The sequence below is a fragment of the Microvirga flocculans ATCC BAA-817 genome (genome assembly GCF_000518665.1).
Lineage (GTDB): Bacteria > Pseudomonadota > Alphaproteobacteria > Rhizobiales > Beijerinckiaceae > Microvirga > Microvirga flocculans.
This window is the reverse complement of record NZ_JAEA01000017.1, coordinates 36,663-61,291: the sequence shown is the minus strand read 5'-3', so window position 1 is coordinate 61,291 and position 24,629 is coordinate 36,663. Positions and strand designations below refer to the sequence as shown.

The following is a 24,629-nucleotide window of genomic DNA, read 5'->3' as shown; positions in this document are numbered from 1 at the left end:
CAGGCTCATAACCTGAAGGTCACAGGTTCAAATCCTGTCCCCGCAACCAACACAAAAAAGCCCTCCAGCGCGACCCGCGCGGAGGGCTTTTGGCATTTGGAGCACGCCCCAACAAAACTCCACACGCCGTCCCTGCCCTGCGCCCGCAAGAATCAATCCCGCCACGCAAGAGAAAAACCGAGGCCGCAAGACGCAGATCAGGACGCCAAAGACAAAGGCCGCATCGGACACGGGAGCAGGAAGCCCCGGCCCTCCCGATGAAAACCCCGCCGCGCGAGGCAGGACGGGGCCTGGCACCAGCAGGGGCAAAGGAGCGGCGTGAAAAGGCGGGCGACCGGCCCCGATCGCCTCAGGCAACCTGGCCCACAGGGTCCAGGTCGGCATTCAGGCCGAACCGCTCCAGCTGAACCGTATACGCCGCCTCCAGACCCTTCAAACGCAGCTCAGGAACCGGATCGAGACGCCCCGCCGCAGCCGTCAGGCGGTCGCAGAAACGCTCGGAAGCGGAGAGCAGAAGCCGCAGAGAGCGGGCCGTGGGAGAGATGCCCGACAACGCATCCTTCACAAGCGCCGCAGAAGCGGCATAGAGATCGTCCACCGCCGCCTCGATCCCCGGATCCCGCTTGAGCAGGCTCGTGGTGTTGATCAGGAGGACGCGCAAGTCGTGAAGGTCATCCTCCCTGCCCGATTGAGCGATCAGGTTCACGACCTTTTTGACGGCTTCGATGCGTTCATGAATCGTCTGCGCAATGCTGCTCTCGCTCATGAGCCTCCCCTTGTCGGCCATGCTTGAAATAACTTTGGACTCATAATTTGAGGATGCGCTTTTATGGTTAACCAAGTCTTACGAACGCTGCGTGGACACGAGGGCGTCCGGCATTCGGTGACGGCTTTGGAACGGCGAAAAACTTTCCCTTGAGAGATGGTCTGAAGCATTGAGATTTGGCGTGAAGCCGACTAAATCTCCGCATCGTTCCTGATTTGAATTGTTCATCATGCATCTGCAGACCGGCCTTCATCGACCGCAATGGGATGCCTCGCGAAGCGCATGCTTCACGAGGGGCCGTTGCTTGATGAGAGACGCCGAGCTGCGGCCCGATCCGGGGCCTTCGATACAGCCCCGGGCGGCTCGTTCCGTCAGAACCGGCACCGTCCTTCAGGTGCCTTTCCCCTTCATGCCGGTCTAACGGTCATCCGTCGCCGGCACGATCCGGCGATCATCTCTTCCGCGCATTCGCTCCTTTTCATGCAATGCAGGTTCGCCGGATCCCAGCCTCGCTGAGAAAAGGAGAAACCCTGCAATGAACAGGGTCTGGACTGAAGAAGAACTCGAGATTCTGCGCCGTGACAGGGAGGCCAAAATTCCGGTTCCCGTGACGGCCGCGAAACTGGGACGGCCCGTGCCGGCAACCTATGCCCGCGCGCGGCTGATCGGCACGCTCGTCCAGCCTCACCAATCCTGGGATGAAGCCAGCGTCGCACGTCTGCGCGCGCTCGTTTCCGCCGATCCGCCGATGACGGACAAGCGCATCGCCGCCGAGCTCGGGCGCACGGTCACCCAGATCCGGTGGAAGATGCAGGATCTCGGCCTGATCGGCGTGCGGGACCTTTCGAAGCTGGCAAAGATCACGGCATCGGAAACAGTGCGTCCGCGACCTGCGAAGCCTGCAAGCCCCAGGCCCGTCCCGGACAAGTCTGCCATCCAGGCGCGGCCTGTTCGCCAGCCTGTGGCCGAGCGCGCGCCCCGCCCCGTCCAGAGCGCCGTGGCAGCCTCTTCCATCGCGGCAGCGCCGGTCGATCCGCGCATCGCCGTACAGCAGGCGATCAAAGCTCTCGAGGACACTCTCGCCGAGCGACTGAAAGCCTTCATCGCGGAGACGGAGGCGGGCATGATCAAAGCCGCGCGCGCCGCCATCGCCGAGAAGGGCCGCATCGACCAGAGACTCGTCATTCGCGTGAAGCGGGCCGCGGAGGCGGCTGCACGAAGCGAAGCGGCTGCCAAGCAGGCAGAGGCCGAAGCGAAGAAACGCGCATTGGAAGCCCGGCGTCGGGAAGAGGAAGCCCGAAGAGCGGAAGCCGAAGCGGAACGGCAGGCCGAAGAAGCGGCACGCGCAGCGGCCCGTGAGCGGGCGCAGCGTGAGATGGCGCGAGAGGTCGCGTCCAAGCCCGTTGCGTCCAAGCCCGTGGAGAGGGCGAAGCCGGTCGAGAAGAAGGCTGTTCTGCCCACGGTGCAAGGCGCCTCGAAAGCCGCAGCGCCCCGCCCTGCCCCACAGCCCGCTCCGCCTCCTGCGCCAAAGATCCTGGTGACAGAGGCGCCTGCCGCAATCCGTGCCGTCGAGCCGGAACAGAACGCATCGCAGATCTCCGGCCGCGGCGGCTGGAAATCCGTGCGGCGCGACCCGGCGCGTATCATGGCTCAGGCGAAAGCCAAGGCCAAGCCGGCGAACCGCGCGGACGCCATCGATCTCGCGCAGGCCGCGCAGGCCGCCATCGAGCGCTTCATCGCGGAACGCGGCGTGACGCGGAATGAGACGAGCGGGGTCCAGTCCGTGATCTCCCGCCTCCAGGCCCGCGGCTACATCGTCGTTCGCGACGAGAAGGGCTGGATGATCGACCAGCGGCACCGCATCGATTGCGAATCCGATCTCGTGGCTTTCGCAGAGGCTCGCGGCATCGCGTTGAGCGCTGCGGCCTGACGGGAAGAATGAGGTGGCATCCGGTCCGTGACCAGCGGGCCGGATGCCGTCTTGATTTGTCATCTTGCCAATGCCCTTATTCGCACCACATCGGCTGCGGATAAGGAGATGACGATGGAAAAGCGCCGGCTCGGCCGTTCGAACCTGTTGGTTTCACCCCTCTGCCTCGGCGGCAACGTCTTCGGCTGGACCGCGGATGAGGCGACATCCTTCAGGCTGCTCGATGCTTATGTCGATGCGGGCCTCAATTTCATCGACACGGCCGATGTCTATTCCACCTGGGCTCCCGGAAACACAGGCGGCGAGTCGGAAACCATCATCGGCAAATGGATGAAGGCGCGCGGCCATCGCGACAGGCTCGTGATCGCCACCAAGGTCGGATCCGAGATGGGACCGAGCCGGAAAGGGTTGTCGCGGAACTACATCCGCGCAGCGGTCGAAGCGTCGCTCCAGCGGCTCCAGACCGACTACATCGATCTCTACCAATCCCATCGCGACGATCCCGACACGCCGCAGCAGGAGACGCTCAGCGCATACGGCGAGCTCATCCGGGAGGGGAAAGTGCGCGCGATCGGCGCTTCGAATTTCACGGCCTCGCGGCTGAAGGAAGCGCTGGCGACCAGCGCCGAGCACGGCCTGCCGCGCTACGAGAGCCTGCAGCCGAAATACAATCTCTACGACCGCGCCGAGTATGAGGCCGAGCTGGAGCCCCTGTGCCGCCGGGAGGAAATCGGCGTCATTCCCTATTACGGTCTCGCCAGCGGCTTCCTGACAGGCAAGTACCGCTCGGAAGCGGATTTCGGGAAGAGCGTGCGCGGCGGGCGCATGGCCGCCTATCTCAACGACAGGGGCAGGCGCATCCTTTCAGCCCTGGACGATATCGCCGCCCGTCACCAGGCCAGTCCGGCCCAGGTGGCCCTGGCCTGGCTCATCGCCCGCCCCGGGCTCACGGCCCCCATTGCCAGCGCCACGAGCGTGGAGCAGTTGAAGGATATCGTGAAGGCCACGCAGCTTCGCCTCGATCAGGGGGACATCGCACAGCTCGATGAAGCCAGCGCCTGAGGCCGAGCCATCCGATTTCTGCATGGCAGCCTTCCGTTGCAGCGGACGGAAGGCTTCTTATCTCATGCCAACCTGTGCTTTTATGAATTTCACAGGACCATATGAGGTTTACGATGCCCGCCGATGCCAACGTATTGTTCCAGCCCTTCACTCTGGGCGACCTGACCCTGCCCAACCGCCTGGTCATGGCTCCCCTCACCCGTAACCGGGCGGGAGAGGGAGATGTGGCCCGCGATATCACGGCCACCTATTACGCACAGCGCGCGAGCGCCGGCCTCCTGATCTCGGAAGGCTCGCAGATCTCCGCGCAGGGTCAGGGCTATCTGCGCACGCCGGGCATCTATACCCCCGAGCAGACGGCACATTGGCGCAAGGTGACGGATGCCGTCCACAAGGCCGGCGGGCGCATCTTCATCCAGCTCTGGCATGTCGGGCGCGTGTCCCATACCTCGCTTCAGCCCGGCGGCGCTGCGCCCGTAGGCCCCTCGGCCCTTCGGGCTCAGACCAAGACGTTTCTCGAAAGCGGATTCGCCGACGTCTCCGAGCCGCGCGCGCTCGAACTCTCCGAGATCCCCGGCATCCTGCGAGACTATGAGAATGCCGCCCGCAATGCCAAGGAGGCCGGGTTCGACGGTGTCGAGATTCACGCGGCCAACGGCTACCTGCTCGACCAGTTCATGAAGGACGGCTCCAACCGCCGCACGGACGCCTATGGCGGCTCCATCGAGAATCGTGCCCGCCTGACGGTCGAGGCGGTCGAGGCCGTACTCAAGGTCTGGGACAAGGGACGCGTCGGCATCCGCCTCTCCCCGGCCAAGGTCAACGATGCGGCGGATTCCAACCCTCAGGCCCTGTTCAGCCATGTGGTCGAGAAGCTGGATGGCCTGGGGATCGGCTACATCCACATGATCGAAGGCGCCACGCAGGGCGACCGGAACGCGGTCGATGTCGATTATGCCGGTCTGCGCCGCTCCTTCCGGGGCGCCTATATCGCCAATAACGGCTACACGCGCGACATGGCCGCGGAGGCGATCTCGAGCGGACGGGCGGATCTCGTCGCCTTCGGGCGGCTCTTCATCGCCAATCCGGATCTCGTGGAGCGCTTCCGTCTCGGCGGCCCGCTCAACGAGCCGGACCGCGCGACCTTCTATGGCGGCAATACCGAGGGCTATACCGATTACCCCTCCTTGACCGCCGCAGCCTGAGCCTGCGCGGAGCAGGTGCCGACCCGGCATCTGCTCCGGTCCGCCAGCTCACTCAGACCCCTGTTCTCACAGCCCGGCGGCGCTGCGCCAGATCGTCAGGGAGACCGGTCCTGCCGGGTCCAGAATCCGGCGCTCGTCCGGGCGCAACCCGCGCTCCGAAAGGACGGCTTCCGCGCTTCGCCCCTTCCCACAGCCCGAGAAGACGGGAACGCCACCCGGCACGACGCTGCCTTCCGCGCGCGTGAGGTGGAAGGCGTCGTATCCGATCGCCAGAAACAGATCGAAGACCCGGCGTCCGCCTGGGACTGCGACCCGGCCGCCCTCGGGCAAAACAATTCCGATCGCCCGATCCCAGGGCAGCGTCTCAGGATTCCACCACCAGCCGTCGGCACGCCGTTCGAGCCCGGTCGAGGACGAGGACAGGATCATCCGCAACCGGCCTCTCGGATTCGGATTGGCCTCATGCCCCAGACGTCCGAGCACGGTGACGGCCGACCTGTTGAGCTCGGCCTGGAAATAGGCCCAGTCGGCATCGTTGCGCAGGATCTCGGGCGTGCGGCCCGAGGCATCGGCGATGCAGTCGTTGTCGGAGACGATGGCGTAGCCATGGATTTCGACATTGGGCATGAAGCGGCCTCGTGGAAGCGGAGCGAAGGATGGCGGACCTCATCGGAAGGCCGGGAGCCGAACGCATCAAGCCCGTGCCAGAACCCGGGCCCGCAGGCAACCACAGGACGATGACGAAGTTCCAGCTTGCCAGTCGAGGACGAAAATCCGATGAAGCAAGGGGAACAAGACAGCGAGAGTGACGCGATGCGTATCGCCACCTGGAACGTGAACTCGATCAAGCAAAGGCTCGACCATCTCGCCACCTTCGTGAAGAGCGCGGATCCGGATGTCGTCTGCCTGCAGGAACTCAAGTGCATGGACGAGGCCTTTCCCCGCAGCGAGGTCGAGGGGCTGGGCTACAATGTCGTGACGCATGGCCAGAAGGCCTATAACGGCGTCGCCATTCTCTCCAAGCGTCCGCTGGAGGACGTGCGGCGGGGGCTGCCGGGCGATGAGAGCGACGAGCAGGCGCGCTATCTGGAAGGCGTGATCTCGACCGCCGCGGGCGCCGTGCGGGTGGCCTCGATCTACCTGCCGAACGGCAATCCCATCGGCACTCCCAAATTCGAGTACAAGCTCGCCTGGATGGACCGGCTGTGTGCTCATGCCCGCAGCCTGCTGGCGTTCGAGGAGCCCCTCGTTCTGGGCGGCGACTACAACGTGATCCCCGAGCCCAAGGACGCCCTCGACCCGGGGGCCTGGGTCAACGACGCCCTGTTCCAGCCGGAGAGCCGGGCGAAGTTCCGGGAGCTTCTCACTCTCGGCCTCGTCGACGCGGTGCGCGCCTGCAGCGACCAGCCGGGACTCTATTCGTTCTGGGATTATCAGGCAGGCGCCTTCCAGCGGAACAACGGCATCCGCATCGATCACCTGCTGCTCTCGCCCCAGGCGCAGGACCGGCTGAGATCGGCCTCGATCCGCAAGGAAGTGCGCGGCTGGGACAAGCCCTCCGACCACGTGCCGGTGATCGTCGATCTCGATATCGATTAAAGCGAGACGCCGCGGATCAGCGGCGTGACTGGATGTACTGCTCCAGAAGAGCGAGCGCGAGCTTGCGGTCGCTCTCGTCGGCGGCCGCGAAGGCATCCTCGTAGAGATCCACGATCCACTGATCCTTGACCGCGTCGGTGGAAGCCTCGCGTGCGAGCGTCAGCCACATGAGGCCCTTGGCGCGCTGACGCGGAACGCCCTGCCCCGTGATCAGCAGGTGCCCCAGGAGCGCCTGGGAGGCCGTGTGCCCCTTCTCGGCCGCCAGGTTGAACCAGCGGGCCGCATGGCGCGCGTCCTTCCGGACGCCGGTGCCTTCCAGGTAAAGGCGCGCGAGATTGTACTGCGCGTTGGAGTCGCTGAAATAGGACGCCGCGTAGTTGAACATCTCCACGGCGCGCTCCGGATTGGCCGACACATAGGTGCCCTTGATCCCATCCAGGAAATAGGAACCGAGCGCCACGAAGGCGCTGGAGACGACGGCGGCGTTCGGCGAATCCGGGCTCTCGTCCGCATGCTGGTCGGCCAGTTTCGAGAAGTACTCGAAAGCCTTCAGATCGTCATGCTCGACGCCGTCGCCATCGGCATACATGCGCCCGAGCTTCCAGAGCGCGAGGGAGTGCCCCTGCCCGGCCGCGAATTCGAGCGCATGGACGGCGCCGACCTTGTCGCCGGCATTGTAGTCGCGCATGCCGCTGCGCAGGGCGTCGCGCACAGAGCCGTACTTGGTGGCGGGCGCCATGGCGGGTGCGAGAGCGGGCGTAAGCGGCTGCGGACGCGGTGCAGCATCCAGCGCATAGGCCGCGCCGGCACCGAAAGAGGCCAACCAGAGAGTGGCAGCGATGAGCTTAAACGTCCGCATAGGTTTCTTTTTCTGCAGCTCCGGCGTGATGGGCGACACCCCATCCCGCGCAGGACCCACGGTTTTCGCGCATGTCCAGAGATGACCCGAGGCGGCGTCGGTCGCGAGGATCGCGCCATCATCGAGGAGGCCGAGGCGGAACGCGCCACGGCGGCTCGGCAGGTTCGACTTGTCGATCAGGCGCGCATCCATGGTCCGCACTCTTTTCCACCCGGTTCCCACAGGGAGATCCAAGCCTCTGGAACTCCCGTGATCTGCCATGTGCCGCGCCACCGACGCAACGATCCTTACGAAGGATCAGCCAACAGCCTTAATCCGGGTTCCGCCCCAGGTATCGCGCCATAAAGCTTTGGTTTTGAAGCACTTTAGCCTGCCCTATGAGGTGCTCCCGGTTTATGGCGGGATCGCGGCGGAGCCCGGGCCAAGAAGGGCAAGATGTTGAAGGTTTAAGGGTGTTGCTTGGCCGCAACATTTTTGGGACTGGATTCCACGATCCGCAGCGCCCCTCCCAGTTCAGAGAGTATCCGCAACGGCAGGCCCGATTCATAAGGATATCCTGTTTCAATCAGGGAATTCACGCCATGGCCGCGCCTGCTCTGTGGGGCTCCGAGTTTCTTCTTCATAATCCGTCGGACAAGGATCAATACCAGCCAAAGGCCATTGCCTTGAAAACCGGGGGATTTGTTGCCGTCTGGATCGACAATTCGACAGGCGCACCTGCTGCGAAGGCACGACTGTTTGGCGCCGATAAGAAACCTCTGAACAGCGAATTCACCATTGCCGAAAACGCGCAGCAAGCGGATGTCGCCGTCCTCAGCGACGGCCGCATCGCCATTACCTATCTCAAGATTGTCGTAGAGGGGCCTGCTTCTATCCTCACTAACGAGACCAAGGTTTACAGCCCTGATGGAGTGGCAATCGGCGGCCCGCTTCAGGTCGCCTCCCAGCGGAGCGGATATCTCACGACGCCTGCGATCGCAGCTTTGAGCAATGGAGGCTTTGTCGTCGCCTTTGGAGAAAAAGGCAGCGCTGCGGCCATACATGTTCAGGCCTATCACAGCAATGCAAGCCTGAATGGCGGGACATATTCTGCGGCCATGCCCGGAGAGGGGAACCTGTTCTCCGGTGCAACCTTGACCTCGCTCTCCAATGACCGCTTCATCATAAGCTACGAGGCAATCAACGGACGAAGCCTTGCTCCAACGAGTTCCGGTAATATTTACAGCCGGATCCTGAAGGCCGGCATAGATCCTTCCACCGACGCAACCGATGTGCCGCTACCCACCGGCAGCACCGAAGTCACCTATACACAGCCAGAGGTCGAGCAGCTTTCAGACGGGCGCCTCTTGCTCGCGTGGTTTGAGCACGTTCAAGAAAACGCGACCAGTCTCAGATTGAAACTCTCCGGCATCGACAAGGACATCATCCTTCCGGCTGTAAGCGATTTGTTTTTGTCATACTCTGCCTATGACATACTTGCTCTCCATGACGGAGGTTTTGCTGTCGTCTGGCAAAACATGATCTCTGCGGGCGATCCTGACATCTTCATCTCGATCTTCTCGAATGCAGGCGAGCGCATTGGCAACGATCTGCGCGTCAAGTCGACGACGGTTGGCAGCCAGCTCGCTCCGACACTCACAGAGCTCGCCGACGGACGCCTCATGGTTGCCTGGGCCGATGGGGCTCCGAGCATCGGCTTTGCAGCCGAAAATGTCGATGCATACGCACAAATCGTGGACCCAAGGACAAAGGCTATCGCACGCTCCGGCACCGGGTTCGACGATCACTATATCGGCACCGGCTTCGGCGACACTCTCAGCGGCGCTGGCGGTGCGGATAAGTTGCATGGTGAGGGCGGCAACGATGTGCTCGATGGCGGGGCAGGCAGCGACCGGCTCGAAGGCGGAACGGGCAACGACACGTACCGGGTGGATTCGAGCCGCGACGTGGTCGTTGAAGCGCGAAGCGCCGGACGCGACACGGTGATCGCTTCCACCTCCTATGCCCTCTCGTCTTCCGCCGAGGTGGAGGTGCTCAAGCTCTCCGGCGTCTCCTCGAAGAAGAGCGCGAGCCTCACCGGTTCCAGCACCGCCAACGAACTCTTCGGCCATGCGGGCACGAATACGCTGAAGGGCCAGGGCGGCAACGACACCCTCCATGGCGGCTCTAGCAACGACAAGCTTTATGGCGGGTCAGGCAAGGACGTCTTCGTGTTCGACACCAAGCCGAGCAAGAGCGCCAATGTGGATCGGATCTACGACTTCGACCCGAAATACGACTCGTTCTGGCTCGACAACAAATACTTCACCAAGCTCGGGTCAGGTTCCCTATCCAAGCCGAAAGGCTTTACCTCCGACATGTTCGTGAAGAGTACAAAGGCCAAGGACCGGGAGGACCGCATCGTCTACGACAAAGACACCGGCGCTCTCTACTACGACGCCGACGGCACAGGCTCCAAGGCGCAGGTGAAGATCGCAACCTTGGCCAAGAACCTCAAGCTCACTTATCACGATTTCTTCGTGATCTAAGATAGTTCTGCTGAGACAAAGCCGAATGCATTTCGGCCCTGTCCCTGTCACACCTCGACATCTTACGAGGAAAACCAGGCATCATCGTAAACGGCGACGGCGCTTGCATCGGGGGCTGCGCGCTTCGGATCCAAATGGATCGAACGGCCGCAAGATCGGTTTCGGTCGGCAATCGGCTGACCGAGATCTTCTCAGCCACGTAATTGCAGGAGATGAACCCCACCGTCATCAGTGCCTTCGTCGAAGCCTTTCTTCTGCCATGTTACCAACAGCGCCGATCCCCAGCCTTTATGCGGCTGCCAGGGGAAGATAGGCCGTCCTCCGGAATTGAGCGCGCGCAGCCACTCGACGCCAGGTGCCAGGACGCCAGCATTCACGTAGACGATGTCGGCACTTGGCAGAACATGACCGAACGCGGAACCGACATGGATGGTCATATTCGAATAGGGCTGAAGATTCCGTCAAGCCTCAGTGGTCAGATCCGCCTCGTACCCGAAGGTCTTGACATGCCCACCCGGCTCAGTGAGCCGCGCCAAGATGGCGGTGTAGTAGCTGATCCTGGCCCCCACATGGATCACCGTCTCGCCAGGCTGAGGGATGACCGCATCGATCCAGGCCGCATGAAGTGCCGGCTCACCATTGTTGATGCCGCGCCTCAGATCAATGGCGACGAGGACGTTGTTGTAGATGTCCGAGAGTTCAGAGGTTTTCGTTGTAACACCCCTGCTGATCACGATCCAGGGCGGCGGCAAAAAGGCCTCGCGGACGACCTACGCAAAGGCCTTCTGAAGCCAGGGATATCGAACATCGGCAGGCGCATGACGTGAGCGGCACAAGAGCTTCGCGCCCGCTCCTATGCATGATCGTCGACGCCCTTCTTCATGCTCACGCCCCCCCCCGTTCGGAGAGGCCTCCACGGATCGTGCCTATAGTAAGATGGGGTGTTTTCGGGAATCTGCTAATGGCTCCTCAGCGCCTCACTCTCCCTAGCCTTATCCTTGCGACACTTCCGCTTCTGACTGCTTGCAACCAAACGGCCGCTCCGCCTGAGCAGGGCGTCGTGGGATCCGGTGCTCTTGCCGCCATCGCCGACATGCAGGAAACCCAAGCCCGACACCGCATGACCTCGACCGTTCTCAATCAAGCAGCGTCCTTCGACCCGACCGGCCTGTCCGGATATGCAATAGGCCATATCGAGGCAGAGCAGGACCGGATCGAAGAGGAGAAAAGCCGGAGAGTCGACGAGGAGATCGAGAAAGCGCTTGCCGAAGCCGAGGCCTTACAGGCGCTAAACAATGATTTGGAGCGGCGAAAGGCTAACACAGGCTCAAAGCCCGCACGGCGAAAGATGGCCCCTCCACCTGCAAACTGATCGCCCGCCCTCTTCGGGAGAGGCTACATCCTGAACACGCCGAACTTCGTTTCGGGCACGGGAGCGTTCAGGGCCGCCGAGAAGGCGAGCGCCAGAACGCGGCGGGTTTCCGAAGGCAGGATGATGCCGTCGTCCCACAGGCGCGCGGTGGCGTAGTAAGGCGAGCCCTCCGCCTCGTACCTGTCGCGGATGGGAGCCTTGAAGGCCTCCTCCTCGTCCGCGCTCCAGGACTTGCCCTCGGCCTCGATATTGTCCCGCCGCACGGTGGCGAGAACGCTCGCCGCCTGCTCGCCGCCCATGACGGAGATGCGGGAGTTCGGCCAGATGAAGAGGAAGCGCGGGGAATAGGCGCGGCCGCACATGCCGTAATTGCCCGCCCCGAAGGAGCCGCCGACGAGCAGCGTGATCTTCGGCACCTGGGCGCAGGCCACCGCCGTCACGAGCTTCGCGCCGTCCTTGGCGATGCCGCCCGCCTCGTACTGGCGGCCGACCATGAAGCCGGAGATGTTCTGCAGGAAGAGAAGCGGAATGCGGCGCTGGCAGCACAGCTCGATGAAATGCGCGCCCTTGAGCGCGCTCTCCGAGAACAGGATGCCGTTGTTGGCGACGATGCCCACCGGCATGCCCCAGATCCGGGCGAAGCCCGTTACAAGCGTCGTGCCGTAGAGCCGCTTGAACTCGTCGAACTCGGAGCCGTCGACCAACCGCGCGATCACCTCGCGGATGTCGTACTGCTTCTTGAGATCGGTCGGCACGATCGCGTCGAGATCGTCGATGGAATATTTCGGCTCCACCGGATCTGCGAGATCGATGTCGATGCTCTTGCGGGTGTTCAGCGTGCCGACGATGCGGCGCGCGATGGCGAGCGCATGCACGTCGTCGGTGGCGTAGTGGTCCGCCACGCCCGAGAGGCGGGCATGCACGTCCGCGCCGCCGAGATCCTCCGCCGAGACCACCTCGCCCGTCGCCGCCTTCACGAGCGGAGGACCGCCGAGGAAGATCGTGCCCTGATGACGGACGATGATCGTCTCGTCCGACATGGCGGGCACATAGGCGCCGCCCGCCGTGCACGAGCCCATGACGCAGGCGATCTGCGGAATGCCAATCGAGGAAAGCATGGCCTGGTTGTAGAAGATGCGGCCGAAATGCTCCCGGTCGGGGAAGACCTCCGTCTGGTGCGGCAGGTTCGCGCCGCCGGAATCCACGAGGTAGATGCAGGGCAGACGGTTCTCGCGCGCTATTTCCTGCGCGCGCAGATGTTTCTTCACCGTCATCGGATAATAGGTGCCGCCCTTGATCGTCGAGTCGTTGCAGACGATCATGACCTCGCGGCCCTCGACCCGGCCGATGCCGGTGATGATGCCGGCCCCGTGGATGGCGTCATCGTACATGCCGTGGGCGGCCAGCGCCCCGAGTTCCAGGAACGGCGCTCCGGGATCGAGCAGGCGCGTCACGCGCTCGCGCGGCAGGAGCTTGCCGCGGGCAAGGTGCCGCTCGCGCGCCTTCGCGGGCCCTCCCTCCGCCACGGCCTGCCGCTTGGCCTGGAGGTCCCGGGCCAGTTCAGCCCAGGCGGCGCGGTTTGCCCGCGCGGTGTCCGAGGTCAGATCGGCGGAGGTAGCGATGATGGGCACGGCGGCAATCTCCCTTGGTTCTTGCTCTTTCAGCCCCTTCCAGGCCGCGAGCCGAGGGCGTTGCCCCCTCAGTACCGAGAACCGGGGAGCCTGCGCAACTGGGTTCGGGCGGGGAGCCCCATCAGCCTTTCGCACGAATGACGGCCGCATCGCGGATGGCACCGGAACCGCAACGATAGGCGATGCCGCGCACGAGCGACCAGTCGGCGGAGACCTGCTGCAGGTACAGGTGCGTACCGCCCAGGGCGACCGTGGCCTGGAGCATGTCCTCGACGGCGTAGCCGAAGGTGGAACTGCCCAGGGTCAGGCCGAACCCCACATTGACGGGCCTGTGGGTTCCGGGCGTCGTCGGCATCACCGGGCTCACCTCTCCGAGCCGCGTGCAGGCGCTGACGTCGGCCGGCGAATCGACGATCTTGACCAGTTCCGTAGGGTCGGGCCGGTAGGCGCAGGCAGAGGCGGCCAGGGCGATAAGGGAAGCAAGAAGAGCGCGTTGCATGAAAGTTCCGCCAGTGATGAGCCGTTTGCAACAGCTTAGAGCACGGAGCGGCGTTGTGGAGAAGCCTTGCCGTGTCCTTGGCAAAAATCCTAAGCCGAGTGGCTCCGGAGCAACGGTGTCTCCACTCTCTCGGTCGAACCGAAGATCTCCTCGAAGGCCCGGCGCATGACCGCATCGACCTCGGGCATCGTGACGGGAATGCCGAGATCGACGAGGCTCGTGACCCCATGCTCGGTCACGCCGCAGGGGACGATCCCCGAAAAATGGGACAGATCCGGCTCCACGTTCAGGCTGATCCCGTGGAACGTCGCCCAGCGGCGCACGCGGATGCCGATGGCGGCTATCTTGTCCTCGGCCGCCTCCCCCTTGTCCGGCCGCCTGACCCAAACGCCGACCCGATCCTCCCGGCGCTCGCCACGCACGTTGAAGCCTTCGAGCGTCGCGATGAGCCAAGCCTCCAGGGCCGCCACGTATCGGCGCAGGTCCGGCTCCCGGCGCTTGAGGTCGAGCATGACATAGGCCACCCGCTGCCCCGGGCCGTGATAGGTGAATTGCCCTCCCCGGCCCGTCTGGTGAACCGGGAAACGGTCGGGGTCCACGAGGTCCGCCGCCTTGGCCGAGGTTCCCGCCGTGTAGAGCGGCGGATGCTCCACGAGCCAGACGAGCTCCCGCGCCTGTCCCGCTGCAATGGCCTCGGCGCGGGCCTCCATGATGGCGACGGCCTCCTCATAGGGGGTCAGACCGTCCGAAATGGCCCATTCCACCGGCTCGGAGCCCGTCACGGCAGGAAACCGGTTGGCTAAGCTGTCTCGCAGGTTCGACACTGATTCACCTTGGGTAGCGGGCCGCCAGATCGCGAATGCTGTGCCCCTTGCGCGAGGGGCGGTCAACCTGCGCCCTGCCTGGAAAACTTCGCTTATATAGTCATCCCAGGGGCTTATCGCCTATACCGCCCCTTGCAGGAGAGGCATTCGCGCCGCTCAAAAGCCGGAAGTTCCAAGGATAGGCTTGCAGTCGCCAGATCGATCTGCTAGAGCCGCCACCACATCAGGACGGCTTGTCCTGGCGACGAGTTCCGCGGCCATGGCGGAATTGGTAGACGCGCTAGCTTGAGGTGCTAGTGGGGAGACCCGTGGAGGTTCGAGTCCTCTTGGCCGCACCAACTCACCGGAATGCCTTCGGGCATTGCAAGAAGGCCCCTTCCGGGGCCTTTTTTGTTGGTTATGATTGCCGAGCCTCACGGGCCACTTGAATCATTGCCTCAAGTCCCGGAATCCACCCGGCAAGAAAAGCCTGCAACCGATTCTTCGCGAAGGTCTTTTGGGCGCATTGCGCAGGTTCGCAGGCATCCCTAAAAGGCCTGCACCCACCTTCCGAGGACGGCTCATGCTGGAAGTCGAAGACAAGACGCCGCTTCCGATGCCCGAGGGGCCCGAACGCGAGATCCCAGCGTTCCGGGACGAGGAAGGCGAGCTTAATCCCGAGTTCCTGGCCGCCGTCACCGATGCCATCGAGGCTTCGGAAGCCGAGCGCCTGCAGCAGCTGGTCGAAGACTTCCACGAATCCGAGCTCGGCGATCTTCTCGAAGCGCTGGAGCCCGAGCACCGCCACCGCCTGATCGAGCTTCTCGGCTCCTCCTTCGATTTCGCGGCCCTCACCGAAGTGGACGAAGCCGTCCGCGAGGAGATTCTCGAAGAGCTCGAGACCGCGACCGTGGCCGAGGGCGTTCGGGATCTCGATTCCGACGATGCCGTCACCATTCTCGAAAGCCTTCCGGAAGACGAGAAGGCCGAGGTTCTCGGACAGCTTCCCGCCATCGAGCGCGTCGCGCTCCAGCGCTCCCTGGACTACCCGGAGGACAGCGCCGGCCGGCGCATGCAGACCGAGTTCATCGCCGTGCCCCCGTTCTGGACTGTGGGGCAGACGATCGACTTCATGCGCGAGACGGAGGACCTGCCGGAGACGTTCTACGAGATCTTCGTCATCGACCCGGCGGCACACCTGCTGGGGGCGGTCCCCCTGGACAAGCTGCTTCGCTCCAAGCGCCCGGTCACGATCCAGGAGGTCATGAACGACGAGCCGGACCGGGTAGAGGCGACCCAGCACCAGGAGGAAGTGGCGCGCCTGTTCGAGCGCTACAACCTCGTCTCCGCCGCCGTGGTCAACGAAGAGGGCCGCCTCGTCGGAACCATCCTCGTCGACGACATCGTCGACGTGCTCGAGGAGGAGGCCGACGCCGACATCAAGCAGCTCGGCGGCGTGAAATCGGACGAAGAGCTTTCCGATACGATCCTCTACACGCAGAGAAGCCGCTTTCCCTGGCTCTTCGCGAATATGTGCACGGCCTTCCTGGCCGCGGGAGTCATCCGCTTCTTCGAAGGGTCGCTGGAGCGGATGGTGGCGCTCGCCATCCTCATGCCCATCGTCGCCTCCATGGGCGGCAATGCCGGCACCCAGACCATGACCGTGGCCGTCCGCGCGCTCGCCACCCGCGAACTCGGGCGCTCCAATGCCTGGCGCATCATCCGCCGCGAGGCGGCGGTCGGGCTGCTCAACGGCCTGGCTTTCGCCCTCATCATGGGGGCTATTGCGGGCTTCTGGTTCCAGTCGCCGGAGATCGGCCTCGTGATCGGCCTTGCGCTCATCACGGTCCTGTTCTTCGCAGCCATCGGGGGGATCTTCGTTCCCCTCACGCTCAACCGGCTGGGCGTCGATCCCGCGGTCTCGTCGGGTCCCTTCGTCACCAGCATCACCGACATCGTCGGCTTCTTCGCCTTTTTAGGTATCGCAACGGCCTGGTTTCATCTGTAAGCTTGTTGCGCATGGCCGTCGTAAGGGCCTGTTAACGCTCTTCGGGCATCCCTGGTGCGATCCAGTCCTGCGTACAATACAGTTGAGCCGATGAAGCCCCGCCGCCGCTCCCCCAGCCGTTCCAAGAGCTCTGGCCTGACGACGTTCGTTCGGGCAGCCCGGTTCGGCGCCCTCGCCGCGATCGCCTTCGGCCTCGCCTCCTGCGCGATCGCCCCGTCATCGAGCCGCTACCCGACCAAGGGCGATGTCCGGCCGCACCAGGGCGTCGCCAGGGCCCATCAGCTCCCGATCCACGGCGTCGACATTTCGAAATGGCAGGGCGACGTGGACTGGGCATCCCTCGGCCAGGCCGGCACCAAGTTCGCCTTCATCAAGGCGACCGAGGGCGACGACCACCTGGACAGCAAGTTTCATGAGAACTGGTGGGCCGCCAAGAAGGCCGGCGTGCCGCGCGGCGCCTATCATTTCGTCTTCTGGTGCAGCCCGGCCCAGGATCAGGCGGCCTGGTTCAAGAAGAACGTGCCGCAGGACCCGGACGCCCTCCCCCCGGTTCTGGACGTGGAATGGAACGGCCAGTCGGTGAACTGCCCCAAGAAGGTTCCGCGCGAGCAGGCCCTCGCCATGATCCAGGTCATGCTGCGCGAGATGGAGGCTCACACCGGCAAGCGGCCGATCATCTATACCGACATCACCTTCCACAAGGAGATCCTTGAAGGCGAGTTCAACGACTATCCCTTCTGGATCCGCAGCACGGCCGCCGAGCCACACGAGCGTTACAGCGACCGCCGCTGGACCTTCTGGCAGTTCACGACCACGGGCCGCGTTCCCGGCGTCAAGGGCGACGTGGACCGCAACACCTTCTACGGCACGGAGAACCAGTGGCGGATGTTCGTCCAGAGCGCCTGCGACCCGCGCGACCACAGCCGCCTCAAGCCGCTCGGCCTATGCCGCGACATGGACCCGGTGCAGACGGCGAGCGTCAGCGAATAGGGTTCAAGGCGATGATGCTGAGAAGGCTCCTGCAAGACGTGCGGGAGCCTTTTTTGTTGATAAGATACGACCAATGACGGGGTCGCCGACCGCTGCCGATGCCATTTTCCTGCTCTATCGGCCTTGATAAGGGCAGCATTGCTGACCAAAATGCCCATCGAGAGAGCGATCCATCGCGCACCGTCCGGGGCGAAGAATGGAACTGGGAGGACAACCGATGCTGCCGAATGCCGCCAAGGGCTTCAATTTCGATCTCGGCGAAACCGCCGACGCCATCCGCGAGACCGTGCGCGATTTCGCGCAGGAGAAGATCGCTCCGCGCGCCGATGAGATCGACCGGACCAACCAGTTCCCGCGCGATCTCTGGCCCCAGATGGGCGAGCTCGGCCTGCATGGCATCACGGTCGAGGAGGAATATGGCGGGACGGGCCTCGGCTATCTCGAGCACGTGATCGCCATGGAGGAGATCTCCCGGGCCTCCGCCTCGGTGGGCCTCTCCTACGGCGCGCATTCCAACCTCTGCGTCAACCAGATCCGCCGCAACGGGAACGAGGAGCAGAAGCGCCGCTACCTGCCGAAGCTGATCTCGGGCGAGCATGTGGGCGCGCTGGCCATGTCCGAGCCGGGCTCGGGCTCCGACGTGGTCTCCATGCGCACCCGCGCCGAGAAGCGCGGCGACCGCTATGTGCTCAACGGCAACAAGATGTGGATCACCAACGGCCCCATCGCCGAGACCCTCGTGGTCTATGCCAAGACCGATCCGGAAGCTGGCCCGCGCGGCATCACGGCCTTCCTCATCGAGAAGGGTTTCAAGGGCTTCTCCACCCATCAGAAGCTCGACAAGCTCGGCATGCGCGGCTCGGATACGTGCGAACTCGTCTTCGAGGATTGCGAGGTGCCGGAGGAGAACGTGCTCGGTCAAGTCGGCAAGGGTGTGAACGTGCTCATGTCCGGCCTCGATTACGAGCGCGCCGTGTTGGCGGCGGGCTCCACAGGCATCATGCAGGCCTGCATGGACGTGGTGCTGCCCTATATCCACGAACGCAAGCAGTTCGGCCAGGCCATCGGCGAGTTCCAGCTCGTGCAGGGCAAGATCGCCGATATGTACGTGACCATGAACGCCTCGAAAGCCTATGTCTATGCGGTCGCCAAGGCCTGCGACCGGGGCGAGACCACCCGCGAGGACGCCGCAGGCGCGATCCTCTACGCGGCCGAAAACGCCACAAAGATGGCCCTCGACGCCATCCAGCTTCTCGGCGGCAACGGTTACATCAACGACTACCCGACAGGCCGCCTGCTGCGCGACGCCAAGCTCTACGAGATCGGCGCGGGCACCAGCGAGATCCGCCGCATGCTGATCGGGCGCGAGCTTTTCGCGAAGACGGCCTAAGAAGCCTTCCTCACTTTATAGAGCTGGAACCCGCGCCCAATGCGCGCGATCTGCAAGAGATCGGGCGCGGGATTGGCCGTCTCGTCAGGATCGGTACCGAGAACGATCAGGTAGTCGTAGAAGTCCGGCCACTTGTCCCAGTAATGAGGCCCGTCGGCAGAGGCCCCCTCTTCGTTCGAATCGACGATGACGCGGCTGATACGCGGCGTATCTCCGTCTTCCGTATCCACGTGCCCGCCATATGGGGGCCGTGCGTGAAGGATCTGTTTTCCAGGCACGACGAAAAGACGTGAGACGAGCGCCGAACGCTCGATCACCGCCAGCGTCGGCGCATGGGACAAGGCGACGTCGATCGCTGCCTCTGCGGGGTCGTCAGCCTCGGTAACAAGAAGACGCGAACCCTCGGGCATGAGACGAAGCGAACTCTTAAGCTCCAGAAGAGGCTGCGAAATCGCCACCCAATGCGCGGAAACGTCAACGACACGAAAGGCGACCGCGACCAGGCAGACCGCAAAGAAAGCATTGTGTCCCTCAAGTCTCCTCAGACCGACAGAAATGAAGCCAAGCGTCATGAAGAAGATGCCGACCACGAGGCGCTGATCGGCCATCCAGGAACCGAAGGCTACGCGCGGCATGGCCAGGAAAGCCACTGTCAGCGTGCAGGCCACGATCAGACCGGCCGGATGGACGCTGACAAGGCCTCTTTTGACGGCGATTCCGATGGCGATTGCAATCAGGATCAGAAGCGGAATGTCGGTTGCATCCGAGTAGACGGAGAAGAACAGCGTGATGGCCTCCAACTTCCCCTGGGATTCCCAAACGACATCGTGCGAGAGCCCCCATGTCGGGCTGCGGACAAGGAGGTAGAGGAAAGGCAGAAACGGTACGCCCAGCGCCAGGGCGCTCCTGAGCAGAGGCGCGGGCTTCCAAGCCTTGTGCGTCCACAGCCGCCAGAACTCAAAACTGGCGATGCCAAGGCCATAGAGGCCGAGCGCCGACAAATGGCAGACATACAGAACCGCGCAGAAGGCAAGACTGGCCAGACCCCGCATGATCAAGGGCTTGCCGCAGAGCCTGATCCAAACGGCAAGGCCCAGAACGGCGACGCCCACGCCGAACAGATAGTTCATCAGGCCCGTGAACAGAAAACCGTTATAGACGAACAATCCACCCACGAGAGGCCAGGCCGACCAACGTCCGTCGAGCGTGCGATGCAGCAGCATCGGTCCCAGCAGCATGAGAAGAAGCGTCAGGCCCACGAATATCTGACCGGCGGCATAAACACCGAAAAAGGGGACCAGAGGCGGCACGATCAGGTCCATGATGAGATTGGGGATCGGCGCCCATTCGACCTCGTAGAAGCGAGACAGGAAAGAATTGCCTGGAATGCTTGCGAGCGCCTGCATCCTTGCAAGGTGATTGGGATAGTCCTCGAGCGGCGGGACGAGCGTATAGAACAGAGGAAGCAGAATCAGAGCCGCCACGAGCACCGTCTGCTTGAGAACGATCAGGGGGCGCTCGGCGCTTCTGGCGCGATCGGCGGGAGTCTCAGCTCCGCTATTCTGTAATCCGGACATGCCCATACCTTGCACCCCACGTCATCCGGTTGAGCTTCTTGTCATAAGGCAATGTTGCTGCCTGACTATCGGCCGTCTTAGAGTGGCATCCGGCGCGGGCGAACGCTATGAGTAAACGACCCCAACATCAGGAATCCCCCATGACCCTCGACAAGACCATCGCCGACGCGCTGCGTGCCGCCTCTACCGCGACGATCACGACCGTTCTCCTGAAGAAGGGCGTGCGCCGCTGCTGGATGAAGGGGCCGATGCCGGCCTTCAACGCGACGGAGAAGATGGTCGGGCGCGCCTTCACCCTGCGCTTCGTGCCCGCCCGCGAGGATCTGGCGACGCCGGAATCGTGGGCCTCCCCCATTTCCACCCGGGCGGCCATCGAGGCCATGCCGGAAGGCTGCATCGCGGTCGTCGATTCCATGGGCGTCACCGATGCCGGGATCTTCGGGGACATCCTCACCGCCCGCATGATGAAGCGCGGTGTCGCCGCCCTGATCACGGACGGCGTGGTGCGCGATGCGGTGGGGGTCGAGGGCACGAACCTGCCGGTCTGGTGCGCGGGTGTCGCGGCCCCTCCCTCGGTTGCCGGCCTGACCTTCGTGGGCTGGCAGGAGCCCATCGGCTGCGGCGGCGTCGCGGTGTTCCCCGATGACGTGATCGTCGCCGACAGAGACGGCGTCGTCGTGATCCCGGCCGCCATGGTGGAAGAGGTCGCCAAGGCCGCCGTGGAGCAGGAGCGCTACGAGCTCTGGGTGATGCGCGAGGTGGAGAAGGGCGTTCCCCTCCCCGGCCTCTACCCGCCCAACGCGGAGACAAAGGCCCGCTACGAGGCCGAGTTGAACAAATCCTAAGACTTACCCGAGTAGGGATGGCTGGTGTTCTACTACGTCTCGAAAGTCGTGTGGTTCTTTGCCACGCCATCCAACCTGCTGATCAGCCTCATTCTGCTGGGACTGATCCTCGCTCTCTTCAAGCGGCTGCGAAACGCCGGAATCGCGCTCGCCCTCGTCTTCAGCCTGGCAACGCTCGCCCTCGGCCTTCTGCCCATCGCCAGCTACATCCTGCTACCCCTGGAAGAGCGCTTCCCTCCCTTCCGGGACGACGGCAGGCCGGTGCATGGAATCATCCTGCTCGGCGGTGCCGTCGAGGCGTCCGATTCCGTCTCCCGCGGCAGCATCGTCGCGAATGAATCGGCCGAGCGCGTGCTCGACACGATCCTTCTCGCCCATCGCTATCCGGATGCCCGCATCCTCATCTCCGGCGGCGGCGGAACGGTCTTCGGCGACGGCGCTGCCGAAGCCCCCATCATCGCGGATTACTTCAAGGCCATCGGCATCGACCCGGCCCGCATCCTGGTGGAGGACCGTTCGCGGACGACCGCCGAGAACGCAACCTATTCCCGGGAGCTGGCGACCCCCCGGGAGGACGAGCGCTGGCTCCTGGTGACATCGGCCTGGCATATGCCCCGCGCCGTCGGCGTGTTCGCGAAGGCGGGGTTTGCCGTCACGCCCTATCCGGTGGATTTCCGAACCGCCGGAGGCACGCGGACGCATCGCCCCTTCGCCTTCGTCTCGGAGGGTCTCAGGCGGCTCGACATCGCCACGAAGGAATGGGCCGGGCTGATTGCCTATTACGCGACGGGACGCACCTCGCGGCTGCTGCCGGGGCCTCAGGCTCCCGAAGGCGGCAGCGCCAACCGGTAGGTGCCGCGAAAATCGTCCGGATCGACCGGCCGCCCCTTCCGCAGGATGACGACGCGCCCCTCCTTCATGAGGCGCACGGCCACCTTCCGGACCGGTTGCATGAGAGGTCCCCACCCTTCCGGCTTGTTGCCGCCGAGGGCCTGCGCCACATCGGCCGGGCCGACGGTCTTGCCAGGGCCGCGCTCGTGCAGCAGCGCGAGCATGGCGGCCTCCAGCTCCTCCGGGGTGGCATGACTAGCCATGGGCCTGCCCCATTGCGGCCTCGCGGGCATCCGACAGGAACTGGCGGCGCCACATGACGAGCAGCACCCCGGCGGTCGCCACGATGAAGAGATAGGCGCTTACGAACCAGCCGAGATAGGCGAGCGAGAAGAAGAAGGCCCTTTGCCCCCGGTTGAAATGCTTGCCGGCCACCGCATTCATGGCGCCCGCCTGACGGGCGACCGCGAGCGCCTCCTCGCGATTGCCCTCCTTCAGCACGGGGACCGCCCCGACCATGATGACCATATAGTTGAAGAGCCGGTAGGACCAGGCGAATTTGAAGAAGGCATAGACGAAAATCACCGCCAGGCCGATGACCTTGATGTCCCATGCGAGCCGCGTCGGCGGCTCCCCGAAGGGCAGATCGGCGAAGATCGGCAGCACCGCCTCGGTGGAGCGCAGGAGGGCCAGGACGCCGCCGATGGCGATCAGCGAGGTGGAGGCGAAGAAAGCCGTCCCGTTCATGAGCGAGGCCATGATCGTCGTGTCGACGATGCGGTTCTCGCGCACCACCATCTGCTCCATCCAGCGATAGCGGTACCGGTTCATGATCTTGTTGAGGCTTCTCTGCCCCGCAGGCGTCAATTCGAGGGCCGCGTGATACCCGAACCACGCGATCAGAAAGAAGGCCAGCGCCGCGTAATCGAGATTGGTGAAACCCAGCACCCGTGATCTCCCGTTGACTCCGCCGCCATCATGCCCAGTTTGTTCGCAGGCTCATAGGGGGAAGACCGTTCATGCCTCAGACCATCACCCGTGGCTACAAGACATTGCTCGACGAGGCCAATGCAAAGATCAGAACCCTGCCCGTCGCGGAAGCCGTAGCCCTGCATGGCCGCGAGGACGTGGTGTTCGTGGACCTGCGCGACCCGCGCGAACTGGAGCGGGAGGGGCGCATGCCCGGCGCGGTCCATTGCCCGCGGGGCATGCTCGAATTCTGGATCGACCCGGAGAGCCCCTACCACAAGCCGGTCTTCGCGCAGGATAAGACCTTCGTGTTCTTCTGCGCCGGAGGCTGGCGTTCGGCTCTTTCCGCCGCGACGGCGCAGGATATGGGGCTTACCCCCGTCGCCCATGTGGAGGGCGGCTTCACGGCCTGGAAGAAGGCCGGCGGCCCTATCGAGGCATCAGACCCGAAAGACTAACACGTCGCCCGAACCTCGAAGCCTCGGAAAGGTCCGGTCTCCGCGCCGGGATCCTCGAGCCGTTCGATCCGTTCCACCACGGCCCCCTGAGGCCCCTGCTCGCAGGCCTTCAGCACCGCATCGACCAGATCTCTAGGCCCGGAGAAGACGGCCTCCACCATTCCCTCGCGCCTGTTGCGCACCCAGCCTGTGAGGCCGTGCAGTTCCGCCTGGTGATGTGTCCAGGCGCGATAGCCCACGCCCTGGACGCGTCCGTGGATGAGAACGTGGAGCGTTCGGCTTGCAGTCATGCTTCCTCACATAGGGGCTCCGCGGGCGTCGGTATGCCGCCCGGAATAATCGTCGTCGAGCTTCCGGATGATCCGCTCCGCATCCTGCGGGTCCACCTTGCGCAGGATGGCGTCGATCTTCGCCTCCATGCGGTCGTCCCCCTCCTTGGATTGAGGCGAGCCGACATAGAGCAGGATGGCGAGGCCGCCCACCTGCCAGAGCAACTGTAGGAACTCCGACTGCCAGTTCTCGAGAGTGTCCCGCATCATCTCGACCCAGTATTCAGACACCTGAACAGGCTGGGCATGGGCCTGCTGCTCGTTGACATAGGCAAACCAACCGAAGAGCCAGTGGCCTACAAGGGAGATGATGAAGAAACCCAAAGTCACCCAGGCATAGCCATAGGCCTTCCAGATGGAATGGGTCTTTGTGTTCATGATCGAAACTCTCCATACGCTGCTTGGTGAGGACACAACGCATGCGTATGGCGAAGGTTCTGGGTCCCGAGGCGCTGGAGGCCTTCTTCAGCGCGGCTTGCGGGCCGTGTCCGACGGGGTTGCCCAGAGGGGGCGGACCTTGGGCTGCTGCGGGGCGGCCGCTGCGATCTGTGTCCTGGGCAGCCACACATCCAGGCTCCGGATGTAATCCTCAGGCAGGCCCGCATGGCGGGCCGCCGCGATGACACCCTCCATATAGCCGGGACGCGGCGTTCCGGGCTTGGCGCTCCGCCCCACATAGACCATGGCCCGGCGGGGTCCCTGGTCGGTCACGATGGGCTGGACGACCTTGGTGTAGAGTCCCGTCGAGAGGCTCTCGTAGCGGTCGAGCGCCGGAACGTCGGCCAGCGCCAGATCCCATACCATGCCCCAGACCAGCCGCTGCGGATCGCGGACCACCGAGGCGTAGCCTTCCTCGAAGATGATGAAGCGATGGCGCATGAGCCGCCCGAGGCCGACCGGCTTGGAGGCCGGGCAGCGCTGGCGCATGGCGTCCTGGTCCATGTTGGACCCATAGGCGAAGTAGAGGGGCATCTTCTC

Annotated in this window: 25 protein-coding genes, 1 tRNA gene and 1 pseudogene; 13 read left to right on the top strand and 14 right to left on the bottom strand. The window is 63.9% G+C overall.

Annotated elements, in window-relative coordinates; translation table 11 throughout:
- Window positions 1-349: 349 nt before the first annotated feature.
- Window positions 350-766 (bottom strand): hypothetical protein, encoded by a 417-nt coding sequence (locus tag L879_RS0117010; RefSeq protein WP_154664245.1) that lies wholly within the window; start codon window positions 764-766, stop codon window positions 350-352.
- Window positions 767-1,301: 535 nt separating this feature from the next.
- Here L879_RS0117010 and L879_RS0117005 point away from each other — a divergent pair.
- From L879_RS0117005 to L879_RS0116995, 3 genes are all read left to right on the top strand, one after another.
- Window positions 1,302-2,696 (top strand): hypothetical protein, encoded by a 1,395-nt coding sequence (locus L879_RS0117005; protein ID WP_027317168.1) that lies wholly within the window; start codon window positions 1,302-1,304, stop codon window positions 2,694-2,696.
- 114 nt (window positions 2,697-2,810) lie between these two features.
- Window positions 2,811-3,758, top strand: a complete 948-nt coding sequence (locus L879_RS0117000; protein ID WP_027317167.1) for an aldo/keto reductase — start codon at window positions 2,811-2,813, stop codon at window positions 3,756-3,758.
- 113 nt (window positions 3,759-3,871) lie between these two features.
- A complete protein-coding gene (locus L879_RS0116995; protein WP_027317166.1) occupies window positions 3,872-4,963 on the top strand; it encodes an alkene reductase in 1,092 nt (363 codons plus the stop codon).
- A 66-nt stretch (window positions 4,964-5,029) separates the two neighbouring features.
- Here L879_RS0116995 and L879_RS0116990 read toward each other — a convergent pair whose 3' ends face one another.
- Complete coding sequence (locus L879_RS0116990) at window positions 5,030-5,590, bottom strand: dihydrofolate reductase family protein (RefSeq protein ID WP_027317165.1); 561 nt, start codon at window positions 5,588-5,590, stop codon at window positions 5,030-5,032.
- A gap of 186 nt (window positions 5,591-5,776) precedes the next feature.
- On the opposite strand from L879_RS0116990, the gene xth reads away from it, so the two are divergent.
- Window positions 5,777-6,562 carry an exodeoxyribonuclease III gene (xth, locus tag L879_RS0116985; protein WP_027317164.1) on the top strand — a complete coding sequence of 262 codons (786 nt, stop codon included), beginning with the start codon at window positions 5,777-5,779 and terminating at the stop codon, window positions 6,560-6,562.
- Window positions 6,563-6,578: 16 nt separating this feature from the next.
- Here the strand turns inward: xth and L879_RS0116980 are convergent, their stop codons facing one another.
- Window positions 6,579-7,421, bottom strand: coding sequence for a tetratricopeptide repeat protein (locus L879_RS0116980; RefSeq protein WP_027317163.1), 843 nt, complete (start codon window positions 7,419-7,421; stop codon window positions 6,579-6,581).
- Between the two features lie 581 nt (window positions 7,422-8,002).
- Here L879_RS0116980 and L879_RS22940 point away from each other — a divergent pair.
- On the top strand, window positions 8,003-9,949 hold the full coding sequence (locus L879_RS22940; protein ID WP_051435386.1) for a calcium-binding protein: 1,947 nt from the start codon (window positions 8,003-8,005) through the stop codon (window positions 9,947-9,949).
- Window positions 9,950-10,140: 191 nt separating this feature from the next.
- Here L879_RS22940 and L879_RS23765 read toward each other — a convergent pair whose 3' ends face one another.
- On the bottom strand, window positions 10,141-10,386 hold the full coding sequence (locus L879_RS23765) for a hypothetical protein (RefSeq protein ID WP_154664243.1): 246 nt from the start codon (window positions 10,384-10,386) through the stop codon (window positions 10,141-10,143).
- A gap of 24 nt (window positions 10,387-10,410) precedes the next feature.
- Entirely contained in the window at window positions 10,411-10,701 is a 291-nt protein-coding gene (locus tag L879_RS22935) for a hypothetical protein (protein WP_027317162.1), read from the bottom strand.
- Between the two features lie 308 nt (window positions 10,702-11,009).
- On the opposite strand from L879_RS22935, the gene L879_RS0116965 reads away from it, so the two are divergent.
- A complete protein-coding gene (locus tag L879_RS0116965; protein WP_154664242.1) occupies window positions 11,010-11,321 on the top strand; it encodes a hypothetical protein in 312 nt (103 codons plus the stop codon).
- Between the two features lie 23 nt (window positions 11,322-11,344).
- On the opposite strand, the gene L879_RS0116960 is transcribed toward L879_RS0116965, so the two are convergent.
- The 3 genes from L879_RS0116960 to lipB form a co-directional block, all read right to left on the bottom strand.
- Window positions 11,345-12,952, bottom strand: a complete 1,608-nt coding sequence (locus L879_RS0116960) for a carboxyl transferase domain-containing protein (RefSeq protein WP_027317160.1) — start codon at window positions 12,950-12,952, stop codon at window positions 11,345-11,347.
- 121 nt (window positions 12,953-13,073) lie between these two features.
- The gene (locus tag L879_RS0116955) at window positions 13,074-13,451 is read right to left on the bottom strand and encodes a hypothetical protein (RefSeq protein WP_027317159.1); all 378 of its coding nucleotides are present in this window, start codon (window positions 13,449-13,451) and stop codon (window positions 13,074-13,076) included.
- Window positions 13,452-13,540: 89 nt separating this feature from the next.
- Window positions 13,541-14,275 (bottom strand): lipoyl(octanoyl) transferase LipB, encoded by a 735-nt coding sequence (gene lipB / locus L879_RS0116950; RefSeq protein WP_051435385.1) that lies wholly within the window; start codon window positions 14,273-14,275, stop codon window positions 13,541-13,543.
- Window positions 14,276-14,528: 253 nt separating this feature from the next.
- Between lipB and L879_RS0116945 the strand changes: the two genes are divergently transcribed.
- The 4 genes from L879_RS0116945 to L879_RS0116930 all read left to right on the top strand — a co-directional run bounded on the left by L879_RS0116945 (window position 14,529) and on the right by L879_RS0116930 (window position 18,642).
- Window positions 14,529-14,613, top strand: a tRNA-Leu gene (locus tag L879_RS0116945).
- 224 nt (window positions 14,614-14,837) lie between these two features.
- Entirely contained in the window at window positions 14,838-16,262 is a 1,425-nt protein-coding gene (gene mgtE, locus L879_RS0116940) for a magnesium transporter (protein ID WP_084021115.1), read from the top strand.
- Between the two features lie 90 nt (window positions 16,263-16,352).
- The gene (locus tag L879_RS0116935) at window positions 16,353-17,252 is read left to right on the top strand and encodes a glycoside hydrolase family 25 protein (RefSeq protein WP_027317156.1); all 900 of its coding nucleotides are present in this window, start codon (window positions 16,353-16,355) and stop codon (window positions 17,250-17,252) included.
- Window positions 17,253-17,469: 217 nt separating this feature from the next.
- Entirely contained in the window at window positions 17,470-18,642 is a 1,173-nt protein-coding gene (locus tag L879_RS0116930) for an isovaleryl-CoA dehydrogenase (protein WP_027317155.1), read from the top strand.
- On the opposite strand, the gene L879_RS0116925 is transcribed toward L879_RS0116930, so the two are convergent.
- On the bottom strand, window positions 18,639-20,219 hold the full coding sequence (locus L879_RS0116925) for a hypothetical protein (RefSeq protein WP_154664241.1): 1,581 nt from the start codon (window positions 20,217-20,219) through the stop codon (window positions 18,639-18,641). The genes L879_RS0116930 and L879_RS0116925 overlap by 4 nt on opposite strands.
- Before the next feature lie 140 nt (window positions 20,220-20,359).
- Between L879_RS0116925 and L879_RS0116920 the strand changes: the two genes are divergently transcribed.
- On the top strand, window positions 20,360-21,064 hold the full coding sequence (locus L879_RS0116920) for a ribonuclease activity regulator RraA (protein ID WP_027317153.1): 705 nt from the start codon (window positions 20,360-20,362) through the stop codon (window positions 21,062-21,064).
- A gap of 24 nt (window positions 21,065-21,088) precedes the next feature.
- Entirely contained in the window at window positions 21,089-21,916 is an 828-nt protein-coding gene (locus tag L879_RS0116915) for a YdcF family protein (RefSeq protein ID WP_027317152.1), read from the top strand.
- Here L879_RS0116915 and L879_RS0116910 read toward each other — a convergent pair.
- Window positions 21,883-22,158: a DUF3253 domain-containing protein gene (locus tag L879_RS0116910; RefSeq protein ID WP_027317151.1), complete on the bottom strand. Its 276-nt coding sequence runs from the start codon at window positions 22,156-22,158 to the stop codon at window positions 21,883-21,885. The two genes, L879_RS0116915 and L879_RS0116910, sit on opposite strands and share 34 nt — an antisense overlap.
- A complete protein-coding gene (locus L879_RS0116905) occupies window positions 22,151-22,843 on the bottom strand; it encodes a DUF599 domain-containing protein (protein ID WP_183501414.1) in 693 nt (230 codons plus the stop codon). The genes L879_RS0116910 and L879_RS0116905 overlap by 8 nt, the downstream gene beginning before the upstream one ends.
- A 71-nt stretch (window positions 22,844-22,914) precedes the next feature.
- On the opposite strand from L879_RS0116905, the gene L879_RS0116900 reads away from it, so the two are divergent.
- Window positions 22,915-23,322: a rhodanese-like domain-containing protein gene (locus L879_RS0116900; RefSeq protein WP_027317149.1), complete on the top strand. Its 408-nt coding sequence runs from the start codon at window positions 22,915-22,917 to the stop codon at window positions 23,320-23,322.
- Here the strand turns inward: L879_RS0116900 and L879_RS0116895 are convergent.
- The 3 genes and pseudogenes from L879_RS0116895 to L879_RS22050 form a co-directional block, all read right to left on the bottom strand.
- On the bottom strand, window positions 23,319-23,612 hold the full coding sequence (locus tag L879_RS0116895) for an acylphosphatase (RefSeq protein WP_027317148.1): 294 nt from the start codon (window positions 23,610-23,612) through the stop codon (window positions 23,319-23,321). The two genes, L879_RS0116900 and L879_RS0116895, sit on opposite strands and share 4 nt — an antisense overlap.
- A 6-nt stretch (window positions 23,613-23,618) precedes the next feature.
- Complete coding sequence (locus L879_RS0116890; RefSeq protein WP_035459985.1) at window positions 23,619-24,029, bottom strand: DUF6766 family protein; 411 nt, start codon at window positions 24,027-24,029, stop codon at window positions 23,619-23,621.
- A gap of 180 nt (window positions 24,030-24,209) precedes the next feature.
- Window positions 24,210-24,623 (bottom strand): annotated as a pseudogene (locus tag L879_RS22050) (gamma-glutamylcyclotransferase family protein); the annotation flags it as partial.
- Window positions 24,624-24,629 lie beyond the last annotated feature (6 nt).